Below are 25,327 nucleotides of genomic sequence, written 5' to 3' on the forward strand. Positions count from 1 at the left end.
AACTAGGCCTCCGGGTAGAAGCCGTCCGCGCCGAGGCGCGCGTTCTCGTCTAGGAGCATGGCGACCTCGGCCTGCTTGGACTCGCCGGGCAGGCGGCGGGACTCGATGACCTCGAACAGCGGGGCGCGGCCCAGCATGCCGGCCTCGAAGTGGGCGTGCCCGCGGGCCAGGCGCTGGTTGGCGCGGGCCAGCCAGGCATCGGCTGCGTTCTGGCCGTGCTGTTGGCGCACCGCGGCGTAGAAGACGCCGGGATGGGCGTAGACCAGCAGGGCGCCGACGTGGCCGAAGCCCAGGGAGGTCAGCGCCGCCGCGCGGACGGGCTGGCCGCCGGCCGCAAGGTCCAGCGGGCTGCGCAGCCATACCAGGTTCTTGGCCTTGGGCGCAATCAGCGGATCCACGCAGTCCAGCGACACGTTCGCGGGCAGGACGCCGGTGCGGAAGACGTCGATGAGCCCGCCCGTCTGGAACAGGGCCGCGCCCGCCTTGGAGTGGCCGGTCAGGGTCTTCTGCGAAATGACGAACATCGGCTGGTCGGCATCGCGGCCGATGGCCGGCCAGAGCAGCGAGTGCAGCTCCGACTCGTTCGGGTCGTTGGCGTTGGTGGAGGTGTCGTGCTTGGACAGTACGCTCACGTCGTTGGGGGAAAGCCCCAGACCGCGCAGCGACTTGGCCAGGCGGGAGTTCTCCCGGCCGCGGCCGGCACCCAGCGCACCCAGGCCCGGGGCCGGGATGGAGGTGTGCGCGCCGTCGCCGTAGGAGGCCGCGTGCGCGACCACGGCGTGGACCGGCAGGCCGAGCTCGGCGGCCAGGCTGCCGCGGGCCAGGATGACGGTGCCGCCGCCCTCGCCCTCGAGGAAGCCGCCGCGGCGCCGGTCGTTGGCGCGGGAGATGAACCGGCCGTCAATGCCCTTGTCCAGCATCGCGGCGGTTTCCGCCGTGGCGTTCATGTCGCCGAAGCCGGTCAGGGACTCGACCTGCACGTCGTCGATGCCGCCGGCGATGACCACGTCGGCCTTGCCCAGGGCAATCTTGTCCACGCCTTCCTCGATGGACACGGCCGCGGTGGCGCAGGCGCCGATGGGGTGAATCATCGAGCCGTAGCCGCCCACCAGCGACTGCATGGTGTGTGCCGCGATGACGTTCGGCAGCGCCTCCTGCAGGATGTCGCTGGGCCGGTCGCCGCCCAAGAAGCGGGTGACGAAGACTTTGTGCAGGCTTTCCATGCCGCCGATGCCGGTGCCCTGCGTCGTGGCCACCTGGCCCGGGTGCACGGCCTGGAGCAGCTCGGTGGGGCTGAAACCGGCCTGGGTGAAGGCATCGACGGCCGTGACCAGGTTCCAGACCGCCATGCGGTCCAGCGAGTCCAGCATGTGGTCCGGGATGCCCCAGCGGGAGGCGTCAAAGTTGTCCGGCATCTGGGCCGCGATGGTGCGCGTCAGCGTGGCCTTGCGTGGCACCTGCACGCGCGCGCCCTTAAGGCGGGTGACCTCCCACTCGTCGTCGGCCGGCTGGATGCGGACGAAGTCCGGGTCGGCGGCGGCGATGTCGCGGGCGGACTGCTCGTCGGGCACGGTGAAGGTGATGTCGCGGTCCAGGAAGACCTCGGTGAGATCGATGGACCCTTGGTCGACCAGGTGGTACTTGTCGCTGAGCGTGCGCACGCCGGCGCGCGCGACGACCTCGTCGCGGAAGCGGGAGTAGATCTCCTCCTCGGCGACCTCGTTGCCCTCGGCGTCGAACCAGCCCGGGTGCGGGTCCTCTGACCAGGAGATCAGCCCGGTCATCCAGGCCAGCTCGAGCACGCCCGCGGCGGTCAGCTCGGCGCCGCCGTCGCGGTCCAAGCCGTATTCGGCCTCGAAGCGGGTGCGGCCCGAGCCCCAGGAGCTGACCTCGCCCACGCCGGCGATGACCACCAGGTCATCCAGGTCCGTGGTGACGGTGCCAACGCCCTCGTCCGGGGTAGAGCCCAGCACCGGCTGCTGCGGGCGCGCCGGGGTGGGCAGGGCGGTGATCGTGGCGGGGGCCTCGGCGGCCTTGTCGTCCGCGGCCGGCTGGGAGGCGGCGGCGTTTTCGGCCAGCTCGCGCAGGGACACGCCCTCCAGCCCGCCGGTCAGATCGAGCTCGACCGGGGCCTGGGCGGCGCGCTCGCGGCTATCTGCGGAGGCCAGGTCCAGCAGCTGGGCGGAGATCTCCTGCGGGGACCAGACGTGGATGCCGGCGGCCTCGGCGGCGGGCACCAGGCCGTCGTTGCCGCCCATCAGGTGTGTGCCGGCCACCCAGCCGATCTTCGCCTGCGCCAGGGTGACGCCGGCCGGCCAGCCGGCTTCGGCGCTCCACTTGGCCAGGATGGCATCGAGGGCGGCCTTGACCTCGCCGTAGGCGCCGTCGCCGCCGAACATGCCGCGGTTCGGCGAGCCCGGCAGCACGACGTGGCAGCGGGTGTCCACGGCCTGCTGCGCCAGGGAGCTCAGGCCCGCGATGGTGCGCTCCAGCGACCACAGCAGCAGGCGGGCTTGGTTCTCGGTGGCGGAGCCGGCATCCGCCAGCGAGCCGGACACCGAAGGCGCGGCGAAGGGGAAGGCCAGCGTCGGGGTCAGCGCGGGCTTCAAGACCTTGACCTCGTTGCCCACGGACTCGCGCTGCTCGGTGCCGATCCACTCGATGAGTGAATCCACGTCGCGGAAGCTGGACAGGTTGGTCGGCACCAGCCACAGGGCCGCGCCCGGAGCAGCGTGGCGGGCGTAGAGCTTGCGGGCGAATTCCTTGCGGGACTGGCTCACGCGGGAGGCGGTCATGATGACCGTGGCACCCCCGGCCAGCAGGCCCTCCACCAGCGCGGAGGCAATCGAGCCTGGCGCCGCGCCGGTGACCAGCGCGACCTCGCCGGCAAAGTCCCCGGCCGGGTCCTGGCCCGCGAGCTTGGCGATGCCACGTAGGCGCCGCTCGGCAGCCTCCGGCAGGTCGCCGTGCTCGGCCCACCAGGTGGCCTGCTCGGCGACGGTCTGGCCCGCGCCGCTAAAGCGGGCGGTGTCCTGGTCCGCGGTGTCGGTCGCGTCTGTCTCGCCCAGGGCGATGCGGGCGATGTCCTCGCGGGCGCTGGCCCAGCGGTCGTCAAAGAGGACGGCGCGGTTGGCGTCGAAGGACGGGGTGACCAGTTTCAGCCAGCCGGAGCCGAGCTCGGCCTCGACGGCCTCGATGAGCGTGGTGTCTGGGGCCTCTGGCGTGGTCTCCTGCGGGGTCAGGCCCAGCTGGTCGAGTACCTGGCGCGCGGCAGTGGCCAGCACGCCGTTGTCGCCGGTGACGGTCTCGGCGTAGGCCTCCAGCGCGGCGGAGTCCACCACGCCTCCGCCGGCAGCGGAGCTGGCCGCGCCCTTGCTTACGGAAACGGAATGATCCGCTGCGACGGCCTCGATGGCCTGGTCCAGAAGGTCGGTGACCGCGGACTTGGAGCTGGCCGAATCCGGCAGGGTGGCCAGGCTGCCGCCGCGCACGGAGTCCTCTGCGCGGGTGCCCAGGAGAACCTCGGCCTCCACGAAGGCGGTCCAGGACTCGGGCAGGCCCCAGGTGCCGGTGACGTACTCGCCCACGAAGGCCGGCTTCAGGCCGGCGGCTCCGAAGAGCTGGCGCAGGCGGGAGCCGATGGCCTCGGTGAGAACGGAGCCGAAGGCGGCGTAGCCGGGAGCGGCGGTGTTGACGCGTTCGCGCAGGGTGGCGACGTCGGCATCGGCGGCGCCGTCGATGGCGGGCACGCCGATCTCGGCCGACATGTCCATCAGCAACTGGTTGCGGCGCGAGGACACGCCGTTGGTCAGCTCCTCGACGGTGTCCGTGTCGTTGATCTGGGACAGGCGGATCTTGTTCTGGAAGGCAAAGAGCACCATGATGGCCTGCGCCGCGTCGAAGTTCAGCTCCGGAGCGGCAGCGGCCGGGGCGGAAGACGCCGGGGCACTAGCCGTCGGGGCAGGCGCAGGGGGCGCGGCAGGCTCAGCGGCAGCGGCGCTCGGCTCAGCAGCGGAGTCCGAGTCTGTGGCCGCGGCCTCCTCCGGCGCCGGGGTGGCCGGGGCGGAGCGGACGTCGGAGAGCATGACCTGGTCCTGGTCGCGCTCGACGTTGAAGACGGGCAGCTCGAGCCCGGCCACGGCGAGGGAGCGTTGCGCCAGGTTGGTCAGCGTCGGGGAGCTGGCCAGGCCGACCTCGATGATCTGGTCGACGCGGCCGAAGAGCAGCTCCTGGGTCTCGATCCAACGCACCGGGGAAGCGAACTGCCAGGACAGCAGCTCGATCATGAGCAGGCGGGCCAGCTGGTTGTCGTCCATGTCGTCCACGCGCAGGCCGTCCAGGCGGCCGGAGGGCGCCAGCGGGGCGACGGCGTCGACGAAGTCCTGGGTCAGCTCGAAGGGGCGGGCCACTAGGTTCGGGACGTAGCGGCCGACTAGGGCGTCCAGGTCGAGCTGCTCCGGCAGGAGCTCGTCCAGCTTGTCGGCGAACGCCGGCACGCCGTCGCGCAGCACGCGGGAGTGGAAGGGCACGTCGATGCCGGGCACCATCACCACGGCGCGGTCCTTGATGGCATTGGTCTTTTCTAGCAGCGCGGCCAGGCCGGCCTTGGTGCCGGCCACGGAGTACTGCTGGCCGGAGATGTTGTAGTTGACGATCTCCAGGAACTCGCCGGTTTCTTCGGCCACGCCGGCGACGTAGTCGGCGACGTCCTCGGCCGGGATGCCCACCATGTTCGGGCGCAGCGCGGCCATGGCGTAGTTGGAGTTGCCCTCGGCATCGCGCGGGACCAGCGAGCCCATGGCGGAGCCGCGGGAGTAGACGATGTCGATAACACCCTCGAGGTCGAAGATGTTGGCCAGCGAGGCCAGGGCGGTGTACTCGCCCAGGGAGTGGCCGGCGTAGTAGGAGCCGGACGCCAGGGCGTCGGCCTCGCGGAGACGCTCGGTCTGGGCGTAGGCGACCACGGCCAGGGCGACCTGGGTGAACTGGGTCAGGTGGAGCACGCCCTGCGGGTGGCGGAAGACCTCGCCGCGCACGGCCAGCTCGGTCGGGTTGTCGTCGATGACCTGCTGGATGGAGAAACCAAGGTGGTCGCGGGTGTGCCGGTCGGCGCGGCGCCAGATCTCGCGGGCGGCCGGGGAGGCGTCGCGGTCGCCGCGGCCCATGCCGGGGGCCTGGATGCCCTGGCCCGGGTAGACGTAGGCGGTGCGCGGCTGGGCCAGCAGCGCCTGTCCGACGGAGACGACCTCGTCGTCGATCCGGCAGGTGACCTCCAGGGCGGCGTGGATGCCCTTGCGGCCGACGCGTTCGACGGTGATCTCAATCGCGTCGTTGAGCTGGACCATCCCGAACATGGAGTAGGTCCAGCCCACCACGCGGCCTTGGCGCCCGGCCAGGTGCTGGGCAGTGGCAGACAGCCACATGCCGTGCACCAGCGGGGCGGAAAGGCCGACCAGGCCGGCGGCGTTGGCGGAGGTGTGGATCGGGTTGTAGTCGCCGGAGACCAGCGCGAAGGGGGTCATGTCAGCCAGGGCGGTGACCACGGCGCGGTCCAAGAAGGAGCGCGGGGTGGTCTCCACCTTGGTGGCGGACTTGCCGCCGCCCCACTCCGGGGCGGGGCTGGGCTGGTTGTGCCCGTGGGCGCGGCCGCGGATGGCAAAGCGCTGCATCTGGGTGGCCACGACCTCGCCGCTTACGTGGTCGCGCAGCTCCAGCTCGACGGTGACGATCCTCCCGGAGCTGGACTCCTCGATGGCCGAGCACCAGGAGGTCACGTCGATTTCCCGGCCGTCGGCCAGCTCCTCGAGCGGGACGCGCACGTCGATGACGTGGTTGAGGTGGACGGCGTTGAGCAGGCCCTCGATGACCGGGTAGCCGTCGTCCAGCTGGCCGGAGCCCAGGGCGGTATAGATGGCCGGCCAGCAGGGCCCGACCAGCACGTCCGGGGTGCCGGCGGCGGAGCTGGCCGATGCCTCCTCGGCCGGGGTGCTCACCGGCAGGGCCGCGCCGGTCACGGCGGTGTGGGCGGACAGGAGGGAGGCGGGCAGATGGAAGGAATAGTGGGCGACGCCGAAGGGGGTGGACTCGGTGATAGAGCCCGGCACGATTTGGGGCATCTCGGTGATCTCGTCGCCCTGCTCGGCGGTGGAGCCAACACCGGCGAGGCCGGACAGGAGGGCGAAGACGGAGTCGGGCAGGCGCTCGTCGGAGACGACCGGGGAGCCGCCGGTGGCCACGTCTTCCGGCAGGTCCACTGGGACGGTGACCTCGCGGACGTAGAAGGGGCGCTCGGCCTCCGGCAGGTTGTCCCAGTAGGAGTCCGCGGTAATGCGGATGGACCAGTTGCCGTCGTCGTCCTGGACGAGGTCGTAGGCGTCCGGGTCCATCTCGTAGGCGGGATTGGCCATCAGGTGGCCGTGCCAGACCAGGGTGGGGGCGGCGCGCAGGAAGGCGGCGGCATCGCGGGCGTCGGCCAGGCGGGAAAACGCCTCGACCGGCTGCTGGCCCGCGGACTCCAGAGTCTCCGTGGTGCCCTGCTCGAAGCGGGCGAGCAGCTCGGCGACGGGCTCGTTGAGCTTGGTGATGCCGGCAACGGCCACCGGGCCCGGGATGATGCGGACCTGGTCGGCGGTGTAGCGGGCGTCCTGGGCTTGCCAGAGGGTGTCCTTGCCGAACCAAGTCTTGAGATCGCCATCGATGGCGGGCACCCACGGCATGGGCTTGACGTGCTTGTAGTGCAGGGAGATCCACCAGGCGGCATCGCGCGGCGAGACCTGCACCTCGTGGGCCTCCGGGTAGTCTGCCAGCAGACGGGCGGCCGCGGCCGGGGCGTCGGCGACGTCCGCGACGGTAGCAAAGAGGGTGTCGATCTCGCCGTGATCGGCGGGGTTGAGGCGCGCCTCGATGCGGTGCAGCAGGTCGAGGAAGCGGTCGTCCCAGCTGAGATCGGCAAAGGGGTGGGCCAGCTCGACGAAACGGTTGACCCACTCGGCATAAGTCATGGTCTCCACGTCGCCGAAGTAGGGCTTCGAGGTCTTGGCCAGTGCGGTGATGATGTCGTCGCGCCAGGCGTCGTAGTCCTCGATGGGCAGGGAGGTAATCAGCCGGGAGGCCTTGGCGAAGGAGTTGTCCAGGTCGTGGATGTCGGCCAGCAGGTGGGACTGGGAGGAGGCTACGCCGCCGGTGCCCTGGCCGCGGCCGACCCAGCCACCGTTGTCGTTAGGGGTCACGCCGGGGGTGTCGACCAGCAGCTGCTTGACGGAGTCGGTGGCCTTGGCCTCCTTGGTGGCCATGGCGACGGTGCCGATGAAGACGGCATCGACGGGCATGGCCGGCAGGTTGTAGTCGGTGGACCAGGTGCCGGTCAGGTAGGTCGCGGCGCGCTCCGGGGAGGAGATGCCGCCGCCGACGGCCAGCAGCACGTTGCGGTGGGCGCGGATATCGGCGTAGGTGGCAAGCAGCATGTCGTCCAGGTTGACCCAGGAGTGGTGGCCGCCGGCGTGGCCGTCCTCGACCTGCATGAGGATGACCGAGTCCGGGTTGGCGGCGGCGATCTTCAGGGTGTCCTGGATCTGGCGGGCCGTGCCCGGCTTGAAGGAGACGAAGGGGAAACCGTCCGCGTGCAGCTGGTCGAGCAGGGCCGTGGCCTCGTCGACCTCCGGGATGCCGGCGGAAACACACACGCCGTTAAACGGGGCGCCGGCCGCGCGGGCCTTGGGTACGATGCGCGCCTGCCCGAACTGCAGGTTCCACAGGAAGCGGTCGAAGAACATGGTGTTGAACTGGGCGGTGCGGCCCGGCTTGAGCTGCGCCTCCAGGTTCTTGCGGTGTTCGGTGAAGACCTCGTCCGAGTACATGCCGCCGCCGGCCAGCTCGGTCCAGTGGCCGGCGTTGGCGGCCGCGGCGACGATGTCCGCGTCCGCCGAGGTCGGCGTCATCCCGCCCAGCATGATGGGCGACAGGCCCGTGGCGGCGGAAAAGCGCGTCTGGGTGTAGACGCCGCCGTCCGGCAGGCGCACTAGGCGCGGGGCGAACTCGGAGTAGTCCGTGCCCTCCGGCAGCTCGCTGCCCGGGGTGGCCAGCGCGTTGCGCGCCGCCGCGGTGGTGGCGTCCACGATGGCCACCCCGGTGCCGGCCACTAGCGGCTGGGTCAGCTTGCTCAGTCCCTTGTCCAAGCTCAGCAGGTAGTCGGCGTCCAGGGCGGCGACGGTGGCCGGCCAGTCGTGCTCGTCGACCAGGATCTGCTGGGCAAGCGTGCGGGCGAAGTCTTCGTCGAGTCCGCACAGCCCTGCGAACTCGACGGTGCGCTCGACGGCGCCGGCCAGGCTGGCGTGGTGGAAGGGCAGGGCCACCGGTAGGTAGTCGAAGACGGGGGCGAGCTCGTCGCCGCCGAATTCGCGGGATTCCAGGCGCTCGTTGAAGGCGGCGGCCGCGGTGGTAATGGCCGTCTGCGTGGCGGCCAGGTCATCCGGCGCGCCCGCGATGACGCCGTGGCGGCGGCCGTTGACCACCGCCACGGCGGCTGAGCCTGCCAGGTGCTGCTCCACCTGCGCGCGGTCCAGGCCCCGGATGGAGAGCATGTGGCTGCGAGTGTCGTGGGCGCCGTGGACCTGGGCCGCGGCAGTGCCCATGAGCACGGCCAGCAGCAGGGCGTCCTGCGGGTTGTCCACCGCGGCCGCGCCCAGGGCCCCCTGCGAGTGGCCGGCGGTCTGCGCCTTGTCCACGTTCAGGCCGAGGTCCCGCAGCTGGCCCACGGCGGCGATCTGGCCCAGGACGATGCCCGGTACCGAGTAAGCCGGGAAGGCGTCCGCGTCGACGGCCTCGGCCGCCGGCGCGCCGGGCTTGTCCGCGGCTGCGGCCTCCGCGCTGGTGGCCTCCGGGCTGTTCAGCAGGGACTCCAGGCGTTCGAACACGCCCGGGCAGGTGGAGGCGATGGTCCGGGCCACCGGGCCGGCGGCCACGCGCACCCGGGCGAGCAACCCGGTCAACTGCTCCGCCTGCGGGCTCGCTCCGGCGGCGGCCACTGCCTCTTGCCAGGGGGAACCTTGGCCGGCGAAAAGGAGGGCCGGTGAGGTCTCAGCGGCGTTTAACGTCAACAAGGGAGTCAAAGACATATAGGTGTCTACCTCGATTTTTCTGGATTTGGCAACAACTTGTGTGGCACCAACTTCTCCTGTTGCTGGTAACGATGTTGTTAGCAATAGGAAAACAATGCGGTCTAGACACAGTAACCCATCCCACAGCCGCAGGCGTACCGCCACGCGCGAAATGTGAGTAATTACTCATATTTTGGGGGAGGGTGACTTCCTTGCACACCCCGCCACGGATCCGTTGGCCCATTCCCATGGACCCGGCCGCGTCCAATCGACAAATCAGTAGCGTGCAGCCCCGTCCCGTCCGCGAACTCGCGGCGCACCCCAGCAAGCCGGATATACGGCTGCGGCTCAGTCTGGGCGGATAGTGGTGAAGCAGTCATGGTGGATGTCCCGGGGCTCAAGAAGCTGTGATAACTTCGGCGGTCGTGAAGGTGCCGCGGTGTTCGACCGTCGCACTGGCAACAGGGCCGACCTCGGCAATTGAGGTGCCTGTAGCCTTGCTGAGCTTGCCCGGCTCTAGCTCCGCAGCGATATCCACCGTACGGTCGCCTTTGGGCAGGTTGCACTGCTTATCGATGCACCCCGCCTCCTTCTTGTTGTTGAAATCAAGGGTGGTACTCGCGTAGCTGGCGTTTACCTGCGCGGCGTAGTTGTCGTCAGAGGAGTCAAAGCCCGCGTCGCGGGCTTCTTCCAGGGCGCGATCCACTGAATCCTTCGATACCGAGTTGTCGGTAAGTTCTGCGCGGCGCTTGAAGGTGACGTCGTAGGAGTCCTCGCCCTCCTTATGGCGCAACCAGATACTCCAACCCCGGGAGCCGTAGAAGCGGTCCGGGGTGTCTACATAAACGGAGTGCTCCGTGCCTTCGAACTCCCCGAGCTCAAACCGGGACGTCAGCGCCTGACTGGGCTGCCCCTCAGCATCCACAGCGTCACCTTTAAGAAGCAACTTCACCTAGTAGTCGGGCTCAGCAACCGCAGCGGCAGACGCCTCTCCAGCCCCGCCGGGAGCAGCCATCGCAACCGCCATGAGCATGCCGCAGGCAGCTCCGATACTTCTCTTAAATACGGCGAGAATACTAAAGTGCTTAGGTTTCGAAGCTACTAAATAGTTATGTAGATAACGTGAACATCAGGTAAAGCACTACGCCCTGCCCCGCGCAGATGACGGACTCTGCTCCCCAAGCACCGCTGACGCTCGCAGTTTTAGATAATCCATTCGGACAAACACCACGCTGGGTCTGGTCGTTCACATACAATTTAAAGTGATTTGTCTACATCCCCCCTAAGGAGCGTGAATGTCGAAGCTCAGCATCGACCAAAAGACCGTCTTGTCGCTGTTCAGCGATAAGCGGGCCGATTTCCTCATCCCCGACTACCAGCGCCCCTACGCCTGGACTGAGGATCAGTGCCTGACCTTATGGGAAGATATTTTCGCTTTCGCCATCCCGGAAGGCGACGTGGACCAGTTCGACGACAACGACGAGTACTTCCTGGGGCCCATCGTGACCTTTCGCAACACGGAAGGCCAGCTCGAAATCATCGACGGACAGCAGCGACTGACGACCTTGATGCTGCTCCTGCGTGCTTTCTATGCGAAGTTCGAGCACATGAAAGACGCTCGATCGGTGAAAACCCGCGATCTTATCGCGTCGTGCCTGTGGAAGACCGATGAGTTCGGCGACCCCGACTACGAACAGCTGAAGATCGACTCTGAGGTAGCCTCCGACGACGACAAGGGCGAGTTTCTCGAAATCCTGCGAAAAGGTGAGGTAGTTCCGGGCCGTCGCAGCCGGTACGCGGAGAACTTCGCGTTCTTCCAACGCAGCATCGACGAGTTTGTCGACAAGTTCCCGACCTATACGCCTTCGCTGGCCATGCGCATCCTGAAGAACCTAATCCTGCTTCCGATTGAGGCAGAGTCCCAGCGAACAGCCCTTCGGATCTTCTCCACGCTCAACGACCGCGGGCTCCCGTTGGCGGATGCGGACATCTTTAAATCGCAGTTCTACAAGTACTTTGCGGACAAGGACAAGAAGGACGAGTTCATTGATCGCTGGCGGGTGCTGGAAGAGACCAGTAGCCGAATCTTTGACCGGTCCAGTTCCAATGCGATGGATGAGCTGTTCACGCGTTACATGTACTACCGGCGTGCGAAGCTGGGTATTCGCAAGACGACGACGGTGTCCCTGCGTGATTTCTATGAGCGTGGCAACTACGAGCTGCTGAAATCAGAGCAGACCCTCGCCGACCTGGAGACCCTCCTCTCGTTCTGGGTAAGGGTCAACGACCGAGAAGGCTTCAGCGAGGAGGTAATCCGCCGCCTCTTTGTCATGTCGCACGCGCCGAACAGCATGTGGACTTACTTCGTGTCCGTGTACTATATGCATAACCATGATGAGAACGGCGATCTGGATGACAAGAAATTCCTGGACTTCCTCTCTCGTATCAATGCATTTATCTGGGCATACTCGATTGAGCGGCCCGGCGTAAACGCGCTGCGTACCCCGATTTTTCCGGCGATGGTCCGGCTGGTCAACGACGAGCCAGTCACTTTCGAGCAACACCGTTTCGACCGCACCGGCTTGGAAGAACGGATGAAGTCCTTCCGGTTCAACAACGGGCGGCCGATTACCCGTTCCATGCTGGTGTGGTGGGTCTTCCAGGATCCCGATCAGCAGCCGTTCGATCCGGACGTAAAGCTTGAGCTCGAGCACATCTACGCCAAGAAGCGTGCCGACGTGGAAAACTCCCTCGACCCGCGCAGCCTGCTCGAGTCACTGGGCAACAAGGCGTTCTTGGAAAAGTCCATCAACATCCGCGCATCGGACTACCGCTTCTCCGACAAGAAGAACTACTACAACGGCTTCACCACGTCCCGGGGCCAAGTCCGCCCAGGCACCCGCAACGTCGAGCTCAAGAAGCTCGCGGAGAATCAAAACGACTTCAAGCAGGAGGACATCATCGCACGAAACGAGAAGATCGTGTCCAGCTTCCTCGACTTCGTGGGTGAGTGGGGACTGCTGGCTTAGCGTCCTCCCACCCATGGATGGGGGAGTAGAAGAGGCGAAAGCAAAAGGATCTGAACCAATCTATGTAAACCAAGCGATGAATATATATGCCCCCGGGCAGAGAAAGGAAGAAGCTTAAGGTCGTCAATGACGTTTCTTTCGACGTCCGCCGCGGCATCACGCCAGCGCATTGCCATGGCCCGCGCCCTCGCTCTCAACCCGGAGGTCGTCGTCCTGGACGAGGCCGTGTCCGCCTTGGACGTGTTGGTGCAGAACCAGATCATCCAGCTGCTGGCTGAGCTACAACGCGACCTCAGTCTGTCCTACCTGTTCATCACCCACGACCTGGCTGCGGTCTGCCAGACCGCCGGAGACATATTGGTGATGAAGAAGGGCCAGGTAGTCGAGCAAGGCGCTGTCGATGCCGTCTTCGACAATCCGCAGCAGGACTACACCCGCAACTTCATCGACTCCGTACCCGGCCTCAACATCGAGCTCGGCACCGGCGCGAACCTCGGGCTGGCGGAGTAGCCACCGGCACCGCGCTCCGCCTTGTTCAGCGGTTAGGTTTATGCCTGAACCCCAAAACCTCAGGCCGCCTGAGCACCGGTGCGGTGACTTCAATGGGATGGCATCCCGCCCATTATAGGATTGCTGGGCATACCTAGAAGAAGCGCTACACCTAGCGCGAATATGACGTAGGGATCATCCGTCATGCCTGTTTTTTGATGCCCCAAAGAAGAACGTGACGAGTGCCGATGCAGCAAGCGCCATCGGGACTAGTGTCGTTGTACTACCGGTAACCAGTACTATTACCGAAGCTGCTGCAAGAACTATGGTCAAGAGATTCGTTAACTTCATACGGAATGCCTAGCCTAGATGAAGTGCCCCGGGTTTTGTTCCTAGGCTTGTGCCTTGATTTCCATTATTTCTTGGGAAGGGTTGCGGCTCCAAAACTCGGATTCAACATCCGCCGGCGCCCGGTAGCCCAGGCTCTGGTGGAGCCTTGACTCGTTCCACCAATTCACCCACTCAAACGTGGCAATCTCAACATCAACCACGTCGGTCCACAACCTGGTATGAATCAGCTCGTTTTTGTAGGAACCGTTGACGTTTTCAGCCAGTGCATTGTCATAAAAGTCACCAACAGTACCGGTCGACGCGATAATGCCATGCTCAGCAAGACGCTCATTGTAGATAATGCTCACATATTGCGAGCCGGGGCCCGACCCCCGATGTGTCCACTTTCCGGGGGCCGGGCCCGTCGTCACGGGAGACCGGCCTTTACCTTTGCCAGGCACACCTGCAAGGCGCATCAGACGCGCGGTCTGTTCACGTCCAATGTCGATTCCTTCACGGCGCAGCGCGTGCCACCTTTCGCGAATCCCGTAGACACCGTAGTTTTGTTTATGAACTTCGGTAATGCGCTCTACTAGGGCGGCGTCGCGAAGGCTACGGACACTTAATCCCCGAGCCTTAAATTGGCGGTACCCACAACAGGTAAGGAAGCCGCCAACATGGTGGGTGTTTAACGTCGTGCAGATGAACTCGACGGTGAAATGATTCCGGTGTTTATCGATGAACTGGATCATTTCCGACGTTTTGGGTCGAGTTCCGATGCGAAAAAGCCGACGCGGCCTTTAACAGCTCGTTGGTGTCGCGAAGTTCTTGATTCTCACGCCGAGAGGGTGTCAGGAAGTTTGTGTGTGTGAGGCTCTGATCTAGAAGGAGTTTCACCGATAATGACTACGGTGTCACCGAAGAAAAGCCATGACCCGGCGAGGGTCAACGAGATCAGCGAGAAGCTGATGGAAAACCCTGAGGTCGCCAGCTTGATCAGCGAGCTGTCGGCTTCCGCTGATGATGCAAGCGAGCTGGTCAAAGGCCTGTTGCAGGCATCGATCAACGCTGGTCTTAAGGCGGAGATGGATGCGCACTTGGGCTACGGCCATTCCGACCGCAACGCCAAAGCCCAGGTCGAAACCTCACAGGAGAATAACCACCGCAATGGGTCGTACATCAAGACCGTCAATTCTGGATACGGCGCGGTGGAAGTAACTGTGCCCAGGGATCGTGCCGGCACGTTTATTCCCCGCATGGTGCCCAAGGGCGCACGCAGGCTCACAGAGCTCGACGACATGATCGTCTCGCTGTATGCCGGCGGGATGACAGTGCGCGATATTTGCCATCATCTCGCGACCACCCTTGGGGTGGATATGAGCCCCGATACGATCAGCACCATTACCGATGCGGTCTTGGAAGAGGTCATGATCTGGCAAAACCGCCAGCTCGACGAGTTTTACCCAGTGATCTTCCTCGACGCCCTACGCGTGAAGATCCGTGACGGCCACCGCGTGGTCAACAAGGCTTGCTACATGGCGGTTGGTGTCGACATGGACGGCATCAAGCACATCCTGGGATTGTGGATCGCTGAAAATGAAGGCGCCGCATTCTGGGCATCGGTGTGCGCAGATCTGGCCAACCGCGGGGTCCAGGACGTGTTCATCGTCTGCTGCGACGGGCTCAAAGGCCTGCCAGAAGCCGTGGAGGCAACCTGGCCGAATTCCATGGTGCAGACCTGCATTGTGCACCTGATTCGAGCTGCGAACCGGTGGGTGTCTTATCAGGACCGCAAATCTGTCTCCCGCGCGCTGCGTGAGGTCTACACCGCCACCAATGAGGACACCGCACGCGCCAACCTGGATGCTTTCGAGGCCAGTGAACTGGGCCTAAAATACCCCCAGTCGGTCAAAGTCTGGCGCGACGCCTGGGAGCGGTTCGTGCCGTTTCTACAGTTCCCGCCTGCGGCCAGGCGAGTGCTCTACACCACCAATTCGATCGAGTCACTCAACGCGCAACTGCGTAAAGCTACCCGTAACAGGGGCCAATTCCCGAACGATACCGCAGCACTGAAGACGCTGTGGCTGATGATCTGCAACATCGAAGACAAGCGTGCTGCCCAGCGGGCGAAGAAAGCCAAGCGCAACATTGAGTGCAACGGCTATATTGAAGGAGCGAAAGCCACCGGGTGGAAACAAGCCATCAACCAACTAGCCGTGGCTTACCCCAACCGATTCGCGGACTACTTGTAAACCAAGCCCCCGCACACAAACAATCGGACACTCTCCACGCCGAAGCTTGGCTACCTCTGCCACGAGGTCTTCGGACAACGGCTCGGCAATACGACCGTCGCGGCGAGTAGCTTGTGTCCACTGCCGAGCAGTATGCCATGACACACCCAGCTTCGGCGCCACTGCCTGGCACGCAGCCTGCATCGACATGTTCTCTGCCAGGATGCGATCCTCCACCAAGCGAACGACGCGGTCCTTGGCATCCTGATCAAATTTTCTTGGCATGTTCCAGATTTTCCCATCTACTCAAACGGAACAAAACCTGGGACACTTCAGGCCACCAAGTCAATGCCCGTGTCTGCGCGGACACCGTTGTACTTCCAATCAGCCCAGCGCACGACCTCGTCGAACTGCTGGGATTGGACCGGATCCGTCCGCAGGTAGTTGACCATCAGCTTTTCAAAAGCAATGCCGTACTTGCCTTGCGGCTGGTTGTCGCGGAGCTGGTCAAGGACCTCGGAGAATGTAGACATGTGTCTATTTTGCCCGACCGGGGCCGTCTTGGTGCCAGGGAGGGGTGGCGAGTCGCCCTAGGGTTGGGGCTCGGTGAGGTGGGTGGTGAGAGTTCCCGACACGAAGAGGTGTTAACTTCTGCGCTGCGGCGGTGTTTTGTGTCGGTAACTCTCGCGCGGGGGATTAGGAGTCGCGGTGGGCGAGGATGCGGCCGGCTAGGGACTCCGGCTGGAGGTGCTCTTCCCACTCGGGGGTGTGACCGGACGGGGACCAGGTGATGGCCCAGGATTGGGTCTCCTTCGGGCTGTCGCCGCCGTGGCCGCCGGCATCGATATGCCCGTGGTCGGTGGTGACGATGAGCAGCCAGTCCTCCTGGAACTGCAGGTGTCGCTGGGTAAGGGCGGCGGCGAGCCGCTGGGTGTGCGCGTCGACGCGGCCCAGTGCTTCCCGGTATTCGGGGCCGGTGAGGCCGTGGACGTGGCCGGCATCGTCGACATCGCAGCAGTAGGTGAATCCTACGTCGAAGGTGCCGCCTTTGAGCGCGGCCAGGGTGAAATCGGTGAGCTCGGCGTCGATGGTGCGGTAACCGTAGGTCTCGCCATCGCGGGAAACTATGCGGTGCAGGCCGGCCTTCTGCTGCTCGACCCGCGGGTGGATGATGGGGCCTAGGCCGTTCGGATCCGTGAGTACCGGCCAGCCCGCCGCGGCATAAGTCCGCGTTGACTGGTCCTGGTAGAAACACTGGGACAAGACGTCGGGGCAGTTCCACGTGCGTCCGCCGACGCAGGAATTGTCCACCAGGCCATGCTCGGCGTGGGTGGTGCCGGTCAGGAGGCTGGCCCACCCGGGCGCGGAAATAGTGGGCACCTCCATGGTCATGGTGTGAAAAGCGCCGTCAGCCGCCAGACGCTGCAGGGCGGGAGCCACGCTGTCTTCCGCGGCGATGTCCCAGCGCACGCCGTCCAGCCCCACGATCAGCACCCGCGGGCGCCGGCTGGCAGGTGCGGGCCGGAAGCCAGGTTCTGGGTTAAGCATTGGTACCACCCTCCACGGAAGCCGGGTGGGAGACTGTCGCCGCGCCGTCCGCCTTGTCGACCACTACGTCCTGGGTAGTACCGCGCGAGAGCAGGCGCAGCGAGACCGGCTGGCCGGCGTGGAAGCGATCGGCGCTGAGGCTGGACATGTCGACGCGGACGGGGGCATCGTCCGGCCCGGTCAGCTTCACCGAGGTGAACAACCCGCGCAGCTGCTTGTTCAGCACGCGGTACGGACCGGAAGAATCAGGCAACGCCTCGATCTCCTCGGGGCGGATGAGCGCTACGCCTGTAGTCCCATCGGCCACGCCGTGGTCCGCGTTGCGGATATCCAGCTCGTTGCCCAGCACCGAGATTCGGCCGGCTCGGCAGAGCCCCGGAATGCGGTTGACCACGCCCACGAACTGCGAAATAAAGGGCGAGCGCGGGGTGTGATAAACCTCAGACGGCGTGCCGATCTGCTCGATGACCCCGGCGTTCATCACTCCAATGCGATCCGCCATGACCAGCGCCTCCTCCTGGTCGTGGGTGACCAGCAGAGTGGTGATCCCTTCGGCCAGCTGGATGCGGCGGATTTCGTCGCGGAGCTGGGAGCGGACCGTGGCATCGAGGGCGGACAGCGGCTCGTCCAGTAGGAGCAGCTGCGGGGAGATGGCCAGCGCGCGGGCCAAGGCCACGCGCTGTTGCTGCCCGCCGGACAGTTGTGCCGGGTACTTGTCCATGTGCTCGGTCAGCCCCACGAGCTCCAGCAGCTCTTCCGCGCGCTTGCGCCGCGCCGCGGTGGACTGGCGGCCTATCTTTAACCCGTAGGCTACGTTGTCCTTCGCCGTCATGTGCGGAAAGAGGGAATACGCCTGGAAGACGATGCCCATGTTGCGCTTGCGCGTGGGCACTTTCGAGATGTCCTTGCCGCCGACCTGGATGAGGCCGCGATCCGCTGCCTCGAGGCCGGCCAAGATCTTCAGCGTGGTGGTTTTGCCACAGCCGGAAGGGCCCAACAGCGCGACCAGCTCGGACTGATCCAGCGTGAGGCTCAGTTCCTGCAGGACGGTCTTGGACCCGTACGTCTTGGTGAGGTTGTCCAGAACAACGTGGGGAGTAGACATTACTGGGCGGTTCCTTTCTGGGCTTTACCCGCGCGGGATACGGCGGAGATCACGGACAGCAGCGCCCACGTGACCAGGATGGTGATGAACGACAGCGCCGCGATGCCGCGCGGGTTAGTCCGGGAGATTTCCACGATGAAAACGGGGAAGGTGTAGTGCAGCAGCAGGGAGGCCATGGCGAACTCGGCCAGCGTCATGGCAATGCACAACAAAGACGCCGAGAGCATCGAGACCTTCAAATTAGGCAGGATGACGCGAAAGAGCGTGCTCCACTGGGAAGCCCCGAGCGAGGCCGAAGCAGAAAACAGGGTGCGGAGGTTCAGGGCTTTGACACCGGCATCGATAGCGCGATAGCACAGGGGCATCGCCGTGACGATGTAGAGCGGGACCAGGGACCACAGGGAGGTCAAAAAGCCGGGTGCCACCGCGCGGTAGAACTCGGAGACGCCGGACACCAGCGCGACCGCCGGGATGACGATGGGCAACACCGATAGCATCTCCGCGACCTTGGCCAGCTGCGGCGCCTTCAGATTCAAAAACACGATGGTCGGGACCAACAGGACCAGCATGCCGAGCGTGCTGGCCACGCACAGCAGGAGAGTATCGCGCAGGGCCGGCCAAGCACGGGGGTTCTCGAAGGCGCTGAAAAGCGGAGCGAAGGTAAAACCCTCACCGGGGCGGTTGAAGCCGAAAACCGCGGCCGCCAGCCACGGCGTGAAGAAGAGCACCAGGGCGATGACGAAAATGGTGGGAACCAGCCAGCCTTGCTGCTTGTGCCGGCGGCGGGGCGGGTGGGACAGCTGGGGATCTATTGTGCTAACCACTTGTTACTCCTCCGCGTGAGAAAGAAACGCACCGCCATGGCGACAATGATGATCACCATCATCCACGTGACCATCGCGGCGGCCATTCCGGGGTTGAGCAAGACGTTGCCGCTGATGAAGAAACCGATGATGATGGGCACCAAGTCCAGCGAGCCGCCGGCCAGCGCGTAGGCCGTGGCATAGGCCGCGAAGGCGTTGGCGAACAGCAGCAGGACCGAGCCGAGGATGGACGGCCATAGCACGGGGACGGCCACGTCCTTGATGAACTGCCCGCGGGTCGCGCCCAGAGACGCCGCGGCGTCGTACCATTCCTTTTTCAGCCCGGCCATCGCCGGCAGCATCAAAATGGTCATCAGGGGCACCTGGAAATACAAGTACACCAGGCTCACGCCCCAGAAGTCCGTGATGGAAAACCACTCGCCGAACGAGGGCATGACCATGTTGATCGCGGTGGTCAGCAGGCCCTGCGTGCCCAGCAAGGCGATGAAGGCATACGCCAACTGCACGCCGCCCGACTGAGCCGCCAGGGCGGAAAAGCTATTGACCAGGCCAGGGAGCCACCGCGGCCCAGACGGGTTCGTCAGAGCCCACGCCACGATGAGCCCGAGCACGCCGCCGATAAGCGCGGTCAGTGCGGAGAGGTTGAAGGTCAGCGCGAAGGCCGGACGGTAGGCCTCGTCGATGGCTTCCGCCATGGTTGTCAGCGAGAAGCTCCCGTCTGGGGCCTGGAAGGCCCGCACCACGTTAGCCAAGATGGGAATGACAAGGAACGCCGCCATGAACGCGAGAAAGGGCAAAGCCCCCAACCAGCCGGTCACCTTGACCGAGGCGAAGCTGCGGGCCTTGGGCTCTCGCTCCGGCGGCTGCGGGGTACTCGCGTTTGCAGCCACGTCGAGAGAAGCAGTCATTTAATATTTCACCTTCTGCGACCATTCCTTCGCGATGGCCTCGTTAGCCTTATCGCCCTGCTCCGGAGTCGGCAGCTTGACCTTCTCCACGATCTTCGGATCCGGCAGCTTCGACAGCGCCTCGTCCGAGAGCTTGCCCTCCTCGGCCAGCTGGGTGAACCGCGCCGGGATGGCCCCGCCGCGAGCGTACTGCTCAGAGCCCTCGTCCGAGGTCAACCAGTCGATCCAGAGGCGACCGGCGTTCGGCTGCGGCGAGTTCTTGGTCACCGGCTGCGCGTAGTAGTTACCGAAGACGCCGTCCTCCAAGACGGCCATCTCGAAGTTCACGCCGTCCTTTTCCAGCTGGTCTTCCACGCCCAGCCAGTTGTAGTTCCAGTCGAAGATGACCGAGGCCTCGCCGGTGGTGATGGCCGAGGCTGCATCGGAAACCGGCACGAGGTTGCCCAGCTCCGCCAGCTCGGCGAAGTAGTCGATACCCGGCTGGATATCATCCAGCGAGCCGCCGTTGGCTAGGGAAGCGGCGAAGACCGTAGCGATGCCGGAAGCGCCCTTGCGCGGATCCCCCGGCAGAGCAATCTTGCCCTTGTACTTCGGGTCCTTGAGGTCTTCGAAGCTGGTGGGTACGTCAGCGGCGTCCTTGTCGACGCCCACCGACAGCACACCGTAGTAGGCGCCTACCCACTTGCCATCCGGGTCCTTGAGCTCGTCTGGGATCTCGTCCCAGTGCGAGGGCTTATACTCTTCGATGAGGTCTTGCTGCTTGGCCGGGCCCGTGAACGAATAGCCGATATCCAGTACGTCCGGCTGGGAATCCTGGCCGCGCAGGTTCTTGACTGCCTCCAGCTCTTCTGCGGAAGACGCGTCCGGCGAATCCACGACGACGTCGACGCCGTACTTCTTTTCAAACTCTTCGAAATGGCCCTTGTAGTTCGCCCAGGTTTCCGGGTAAGCGATGAGGCGGACCTCGCCCTCATCCTTGGCGAGGGAGGCGATCTCCTCGATGTTTTCACCAATCTGGGCGTCGTTGTCGCTGTCGCTGCCGCAGGCAACGAGCGAGGAGGAAGCTAGGGTAACGGCTGCGCCAATGCCGGCTAGGCGCAGCAGGGTTCGGCGTTTAAAAGACACTTTCACGGACATGACGGAACCTTTCATGGGATGAAGACGTGCAGTAGGCAAATGCAAATGAGACAGAGACGCGGGATGGCCCAACGCATCTGTGTAGTAGTCTCACACGCCTAGTTAGCCTGCAGGTTCCGTTCACATGAACGTCGGCCAAATCTCTTTTAGTACCTTTAACTAACTGTTCCGCACCTTTTGGCCTTTGCCTTAGAATGCGAAGAAATGTCCACGAAACACTTATGAACAGGGCGTTTATGCAACAAAGTGAAGTCTGCCGGCGTACGGAAGCGGTCTTATTCGACTTCAACGGAACGTTAAGCGATGATGAGACCATTCTGGAGCGCTCCTACGCCCAGGCGCTGGAAAACGCCGAGCTCGCCCCGCTCGGTCCCGGCGAATACGCGGCGTGTTTGGGTAAATCCGAACCCGAGATTGCCCGTGACATCTTGACGCCCCGCCACGCCACTGACCGGTACACGGAGTTCCTCGCCGCGGTGGGTGCGGCTTATGCGCAGCTGAGTTGGCGCGCGGGGTGCATCGATAAGCAAACGGTGGAGTTCGTTCGGAGCTTGAAAGGGCAAGGCTACCCCTTAGGGATCGTAACGGGCACCCTGCGTCAGATGATCATGCCGGCCGTGCGGGACAACGGGCTGGAGGATCACCTCGACGTCATCGTCACCATCGAAGACGTCGCCCACGGTAAACCCGCACCCGATGGTTACCTCCAGGCGGCCACAGTGCTGGGGGTAGAGCCCGGTGCGGTACTGGCTTTTGAGGATTCCCGCGCCGGAGTGGAATCCGCTCGTTCGGCCGGCATGTCGGTGGTGGGGATAGGGCCGAACACCGGTGAGTCCAGCGCCCTAGTGGCTCGTTTTCCCGATATGCGCAGCGCCGCCGCGTCCCTGATGCGTGTGCTTAGGAAGTAAAGACCTGGATCTGCGCGAGATCGGAACGCAGGGTGTCTTCCGAATACTCGACGGGGAGTTGCTCGGCGTCTAGTGCGGTCCGCTTAATCCGCAGCAAGAGGTGGCCGGCGGGCACCTTCAGCAGCTCGCGCTCCGTGCGGTTGGGATCGTGCGGCAAGACGACCTCGGTCTTGGCCGCAGGTGGGTGGCCGTAGTGTTGGCCTAGCAACTCGTAGAGGGAACCTTCCAGGTCGTGGTCGAGAAGATCCGGGAACACCGTTACTGGGAAGAAGGAGTTCTCCAGCAACAGCGGGGTGCCGTCCACCGACCGAAGGCGCACCACCTGGAAAGCAAAGCTGCCCGGATCCAGGCTTAAGGGTTGGCGCACCCGCTCTGGGGCCAAGATGAGCTCGCGGCGCAAGACCTGTGAAGTGACCGACATCCCCCGGGCGCGCAGCTGGGGGAGGAAGCCCCCCAGGCGGTTGAGCTGCACCAACGGCGGGATGGTGGTGACGAAGGTGCCGCCGCCGCGGCCGCGCCGGCGCTCGACCAGCCCGTCCTGTTCCAGGACCTGCAGCGCGTGCCGGACGGTGATGCGCGATACCGCGTACTTGACAACCAGGGCTCGCTCGGCCGGCAGACGGTCCCCGGGGCGCAGCTGTCCTCGCTCGATCGCGCGGCGCAGCTCGTCAGCAATGCGCTGGTAGGTGGGGAGCGAAGCGAAGCCCATAGGTTTCAGGGTAGACGATGCGCGTAGGGGGCTGTTCTGTGTGCAGGTGGTGAGAGTTCCGGCCGAGTAGTTTTGCTCTGGGAGACGGACTTGGCAGGCAAAAGTCGGCAGGAACTCTCATGTGGGGAAGGCTAGTGCTTGTCGTCGACGGTGGGGATGACGGAGGTGTCGTCGCTGGCCGGGGCCTGCTGGTGGTAGACGTGCTTGTTCAGGGTGGTCGGCTGAGTAGGCGCGGTAGGTTGCGCTTGGGGAGTGCTGGCCGTGGCGGAGCAGGGGGAGGCGCTGGCCGGGGTGGCAGCCGGGGCGTCGGCTGGTGCGGCGTACTGGTCCGCGGGCTCCTTTTTCTTGCCCAGCTTCGACCAGATGGGGTTCAGTCCGGGCATGAACCAGACCAGGGCGGCGACGAGAAGGGCGATGATGATGCCGCCGAGCACGTCGTGCTCGGGTGGGATGAACCAGAAGCCGGCGGCAATTAGCACACCGATGACCGCGATGAAAAGTGGCAGGAGCAGGCCTAGGTTGAGGCGGCGGGCGGTGCGGTATTCCACCCAGTCCTCGCCAGGGAAGCGGCTGCGAGCCTGGGCGCGGATGCGGCGGTTGGTCTTCGTTGCCTCGATGATGCAGGCGGCGAGTGCTAAGACGAGGCCGACGGCGGCGACGATGATATCGCCCACCACGGCGCCGTAGGCCATCACCGCGAAGGCCACCGCGAGGGCGAGCCGCTCCGTCCCTGAAAGGGGGAGTCCTTCATGTGGATCCACGTCTGGGTACAGCGTGGAGAACGCTGATTCATTCCGCAAGGTCATGCTGCTTTACCTCACTGTATCTCTCGGTGCAGCGTGGGTCGCACGGGCCCACCGTGACAAATTTAAACAAAGGGGAGTCTACCCTAATGAAAAATCGTGTGCTAGTTTCCTTTTAGGACTGCCTTACCTTGTGAAGCGTAGGCTACATTAAATTTACAATGTGTGGCCTGACGTGCGGATTAGGCAGCAAGAGTCTCTCTGAAGTTTCTGTACGTAGCTAGGATCTGTATGTCTCTTTCACTGCGCGGGATCACCCGCTTGTTCTCGTTCCGTACCTCCGCCGCGGTGGCCGCCGCCGGTGCCTTGGCCTTCGCGCCGGCCGCAGCGTTTACCGTCGCCACGCCCGCGGCCCACGCCGCGGGCACCTGCGAGTTCAACTGGGGTATCAAGCAAAGCTACCGCGCCTACATCCAGGGCAACGTCGCTAAAGGCGGCTGGGGCGGCGACGGCATCGGCTTCACGGGTAGCGAGACCGGCGACGACGGCGCGTTCCAGTTCAAGCCGAAGAAGCCGCAGGTAGACGGGGATGCCGTCACGGTTCCGCTGAACGGCGTGCTGCATTTCAACGGCCACAACTACGGCGGTGACGACCTGCTGGACATGACCCTGTCCGACTGGAAGGTACGCGCCCAGGGCAACACCGCTGACATCATGGTCGACTACGTCTCCTACGAGTCCGACATGGTGGATACCTCCAAGCGCGGCGACAAGATCACCGGCGACGACGAGGTCATCGCCACCATCAACCTGGACAGCCCGTTCAATCCGGATTCCGGCGCGGTGGATCTGTCGGGCTCGACCACCCTGACCCAGGGAGGCAACCGCCTGTTTTTGGCCTACGATCCCGGCACCCCAATGGATCCGACGAGCGGCGGGGCGGCGCTGGACGGCAGCTGCGGCTCCGAGTCTGGGCCGGGCAGCGACTCCGGCTCGGGCAACAAGCGCACGCTGACCACCATCAGCGGCAACTTCACCGGCTTCAACAAGCAGGTCATGGACATCCTGTCCGAGACCAACGACACCATGAACGCCCTGACCACGTTCATGGGCAATACCCAGGCCTTCCTGGACGAGTACGAGTCCTTCACCAACCGCGGTGGGAAGAGCGGATCTGGCTCTGGCTCGGGTACGACTTCGGGCACGACCTCCGGCACGAAGTCGGGTAGCACGTCGGGCGCGACCTCGGGTTCTAAGTCTGGTTCTAATTCTGGGTCGAACTCTGGGCCCAACTCGGCCTCCGGCGGCAAGACCTCTGGCGGTTCCGGTTCCAAGTCTGGGTCTACGTCTGGCACTGGATCCGGCTCTGGCGCAGGGGCCGGCTCGACCGGCGGCAGTGCTGCCGGCGGCTCTGGCGGCTCGGACGTGAAGTGCGAGGCCGTGAAGGCCGTGGAGAGCGCGGAAGCGGCGTGGGCGCTGAAGGAATCCTTCCAGTCCTATATCACCGGGTCCATCGCCAAGGGCAAGTGGGACTTGAGCGGCGTGGGCTACGAGGGCGGCGAGTACCGCTTCACCGGCAACGGCGGCAACGTGGACACCGACTCTCAGCAAGGCACCATCATCTACGGCGGATCCATGCAGTTCACGGGTCACAACGGCATTCTGGACCTGAACATTGCCAACCCGGAGATCCAGTTCAACGGTAACGGCGGCCAACTGGTGGCGGACGTGCGCTCGTCCAACATGGAGGGCGAGAAGATCGACTTCGGGCGCACCGCGCTGGGCGAGCTGAACTTCTCTGACCTCAACGTGACCGATAGCTCCGTATCCGGCAGTGCGACCGTCCTGCTGACCAACGACGGTTCCAAGGCCTTCGCCGAGTTTTACGACCCGGGCACCGAGCTGGCCCCGCTGTCCTTTAGCGCCCAGCTGGGTGGCGCCGGCGACTGCGACGGTGTCGGCGGCACCGCGGCCTCCGGCTCGAGCTCCGGGTCTGGGTCTACCGGCGGATCGGCCGCGGCGCGCAGCGCAGGGGCGGCGAAGCTGGCCGAGCGCAACGGCGGCTTCAGCTCCAGCACGGGTGCCGACGGCGAGAATTCTTCCGCCGGCTACGAGGACGGATCCGGCAATTTCAAGATTAAGTCGGCCGCGGCGGGTGGCGCCGGTAGCGATGCCACCACCTACCTGCTGCTGTTGATCGCGGGCGTGGTAGTGGCCGGTGGCAGCATCGGCCGCCTGGCGGCCAGCAACCCGTCCTAGGTTAAACCTCCC

14 protein-coding genes and 3 pseudogenes are annotated in these 25,327 nt (G+C 64.8%); 5 read left to right on the forward strand and 12 right to left on the reverse strand.

What is annotated here, in order from left to right; genetic code table 11:
* Positions 1–2: 2 nt before the first annotated feature.
* Both CCONF_RS01335 and CCONF_RS01340 read right to left on the reverse strand, forming a co-directional pair.
* A complete protein-coding gene (locus CCONF_RS01335) occupies positions 3–9,113 on the reverse strand; it encodes a type I polyketide synthase (protein ID WP_290224446.1) in 9,111 nt (3,036 codons plus the stop codon).
* A gap of 379 nt (positions 9,114–9,492) precedes the next feature.
* Positions 9,493–10,020 carry a hypothetical protein gene (locus tag CCONF_RS01340; protein WP_290224450.1) on the reverse strand — a complete coding sequence of 176 codons (528 nt, stop codon included), beginning with the start codon at positions 10,018–10,020 and terminating at the stop codon, positions 9,493–9,495.
* 370 nt (positions 10,021–10,390) lie between these two features.
* On the opposite strand from CCONF_RS01340, the gene CCONF_RS01345 reads away from it, so the two are divergent.
* Positions 10,391–12,124, forward strand: a complete 1,734-nt coding sequence (locus CCONF_RS01345) for a DUF262 domain-containing protein (protein ID WP_290224454.1) — start codon at positions 10,391–10,393, stop codon at positions 12,122–12,124.
* 147 nt (positions 12,125–12,271) lie between these two features.
* Positions 12,272–12,634, forward strand: a pseudogene (locus CCONF_RS01350) (ABC transporter ATP-binding protein); the annotation flags it as partial.
* A gap of 371 nt (positions 12,635–13,005) precedes the next feature.
* Here CCONF_RS01350 and CCONF_RS01355 read toward each other — a convergent pair.
* Positions 13,006–13,695: an integrase core domain-containing protein gene (locus CCONF_RS01355; RefSeq protein ID WP_290224455.1), complete on the reverse strand. Its 690-nt coding sequence runs from the start codon at positions 13,693–13,695 to the stop codon at positions 13,006–13,008.
* A gap of 150 nt (positions 13,696–13,845) precedes the next feature.
* Here CCONF_RS01355 and CCONF_RS01360 point away from each other — a divergent pair, with 150 nt between their 5' ends.
* Entirely contained in the window at positions 13,846–15,195 is a 1,350-nt protein-coding gene (locus CCONF_RS01360) for an IS256 family transposase (RefSeq protein ID WP_290222959.1), read from the forward strand.
* Between the two features lie 120 nt (positions 15,196–15,315).
* Here the strand turns inward: CCONF_RS01360 and CCONF_RS11480 are convergent.
* The 7 genes and pseudogenes from CCONF_RS11480 to CCONF_RS01390 form a co-directional block, all read right to left on the reverse strand.
* Positions 15,316–15,505 (reverse strand): annotated as a pseudogene (locus tag CCONF_RS11480) (hypothetical protein); the annotation flags it as partial.
* 4 nt (positions 15,506–15,509) lie between these two features.
* Positions 15,510–15,707: pseudogene (locus tag CCONF_RS01365) on the reverse strand (restriction endonuclease); the annotation flags it as partial.
* 163 nt (positions 15,708–15,870) lie between these two features.
* Positions 15,871–16,722: an alkaline phosphatase family protein gene (locus CCONF_RS01370; RefSeq protein WP_290224461.1), complete on the reverse strand. Its 852-nt coding sequence runs from the start codon at positions 16,720–16,722 to the stop codon at positions 15,871–15,873.
* A complete protein-coding gene (locus CCONF_RS01375; protein ID WP_290224463.1) occupies positions 16,715–17,827 on the reverse strand; it encodes an ABC transporter ATP-binding protein in 1,113 nt (370 codons plus the stop codon). The genes CCONF_RS01370 and CCONF_RS01375 overlap by 8 nt, the downstream gene beginning before the upstream one ends.
* A complete protein-coding gene (locus tag CCONF_RS01380; RefSeq protein WP_070768902.1) occupies positions 17,827–18,651 on the reverse strand; it encodes an ABC transporter permease in 825 nt (274 codons plus the stop codon). The genes CCONF_RS01375 and CCONF_RS01380 overlap by 1 nt, the downstream gene beginning before the upstream one ends.
* Positions 18,636–19,559, reverse strand: a complete 924-nt coding sequence (locus tag CCONF_RS01385; RefSeq protein ID WP_070768903.1) for an ABC transporter permease — start codon at positions 19,557–19,559, stop codon at positions 18,636–18,638. Before CCONF_RS01385 ends, CCONF_RS01380 begins: the two co-directional genes overlap by 16 nt.
* Positions 19,560–20,696, reverse strand: coding sequence for an ABC transporter substrate-binding protein (locus CCONF_RS01390; protein WP_083319179.1), 1,137 nt, complete (start codon positions 20,694–20,696; stop codon positions 19,560–19,562). It abuts the gene before it with no gap.
* Between the two features lie 236 nt (positions 20,697–20,932).
* Between CCONF_RS01390 and CCONF_RS01395 the strand changes: the two genes are divergently transcribed.
* Positions 20,933–21,604: an HAD family hydrolase gene (locus CCONF_RS01395; RefSeq protein WP_290224474.1), complete on the forward strand. Its 672-nt coding sequence runs from the start codon at positions 20,933–20,935 to the stop codon at positions 21,602–21,604.
* Here CCONF_RS01395 and CCONF_RS01400 read toward each other — a convergent pair.
* Together CCONF_RS01400 and CCONF_RS01405 are read right to left on the reverse strand one after the other, a co-directional pair.
* The gene (locus CCONF_RS01400; protein ID WP_290224476.1) at positions 21,594–22,313 is read right to left on the reverse strand and encodes a GntR family transcriptional regulator; all 720 of its coding nucleotides are present in this window, start codon (positions 22,311–22,313) and stop codon (positions 21,594–21,596) included. The two genes, CCONF_RS01395 and CCONF_RS01400, sit on opposite strands and share 11 nt — an antisense overlap.
* Positions 22,314–22,444: 131 nt before the next feature.
* Positions 22,445–23,119 carry a hypothetical protein gene (locus CCONF_RS01405; protein ID WP_290224479.1) on the reverse strand — a complete coding sequence of 225 codons (675 nt, stop codon included), beginning with the start codon at positions 23,117–23,119 and terminating at the stop codon, positions 22,445–22,447.
* 228 nt (positions 23,120–23,347) lie between these two features.
* Between CCONF_RS01405 and CCONF_RS01410 the strand changes: the two genes are divergently transcribed.
* Complete coding sequence (locus CCONF_RS01410) at positions 23,348–25,315, forward strand: HtaA domain-containing protein (protein ID WP_290224481.1); 1,968 nt, start codon at positions 23,348–23,350, stop codon at positions 25,313–25,315.
* Positions 25,316–25,327: the final 12 nt, after the last annotated feature.

Origin of the sequence: Corynebacterium confusum (genome assembly GCF_030408715.1) — a bacterium.
Taxonomy (GTDB): domain Bacteria; phylum Actinomycetota; class Actinomycetes; order Mycobacteriales; family Mycobacteriaceae; genus Corynebacterium; species Corynebacterium confusum.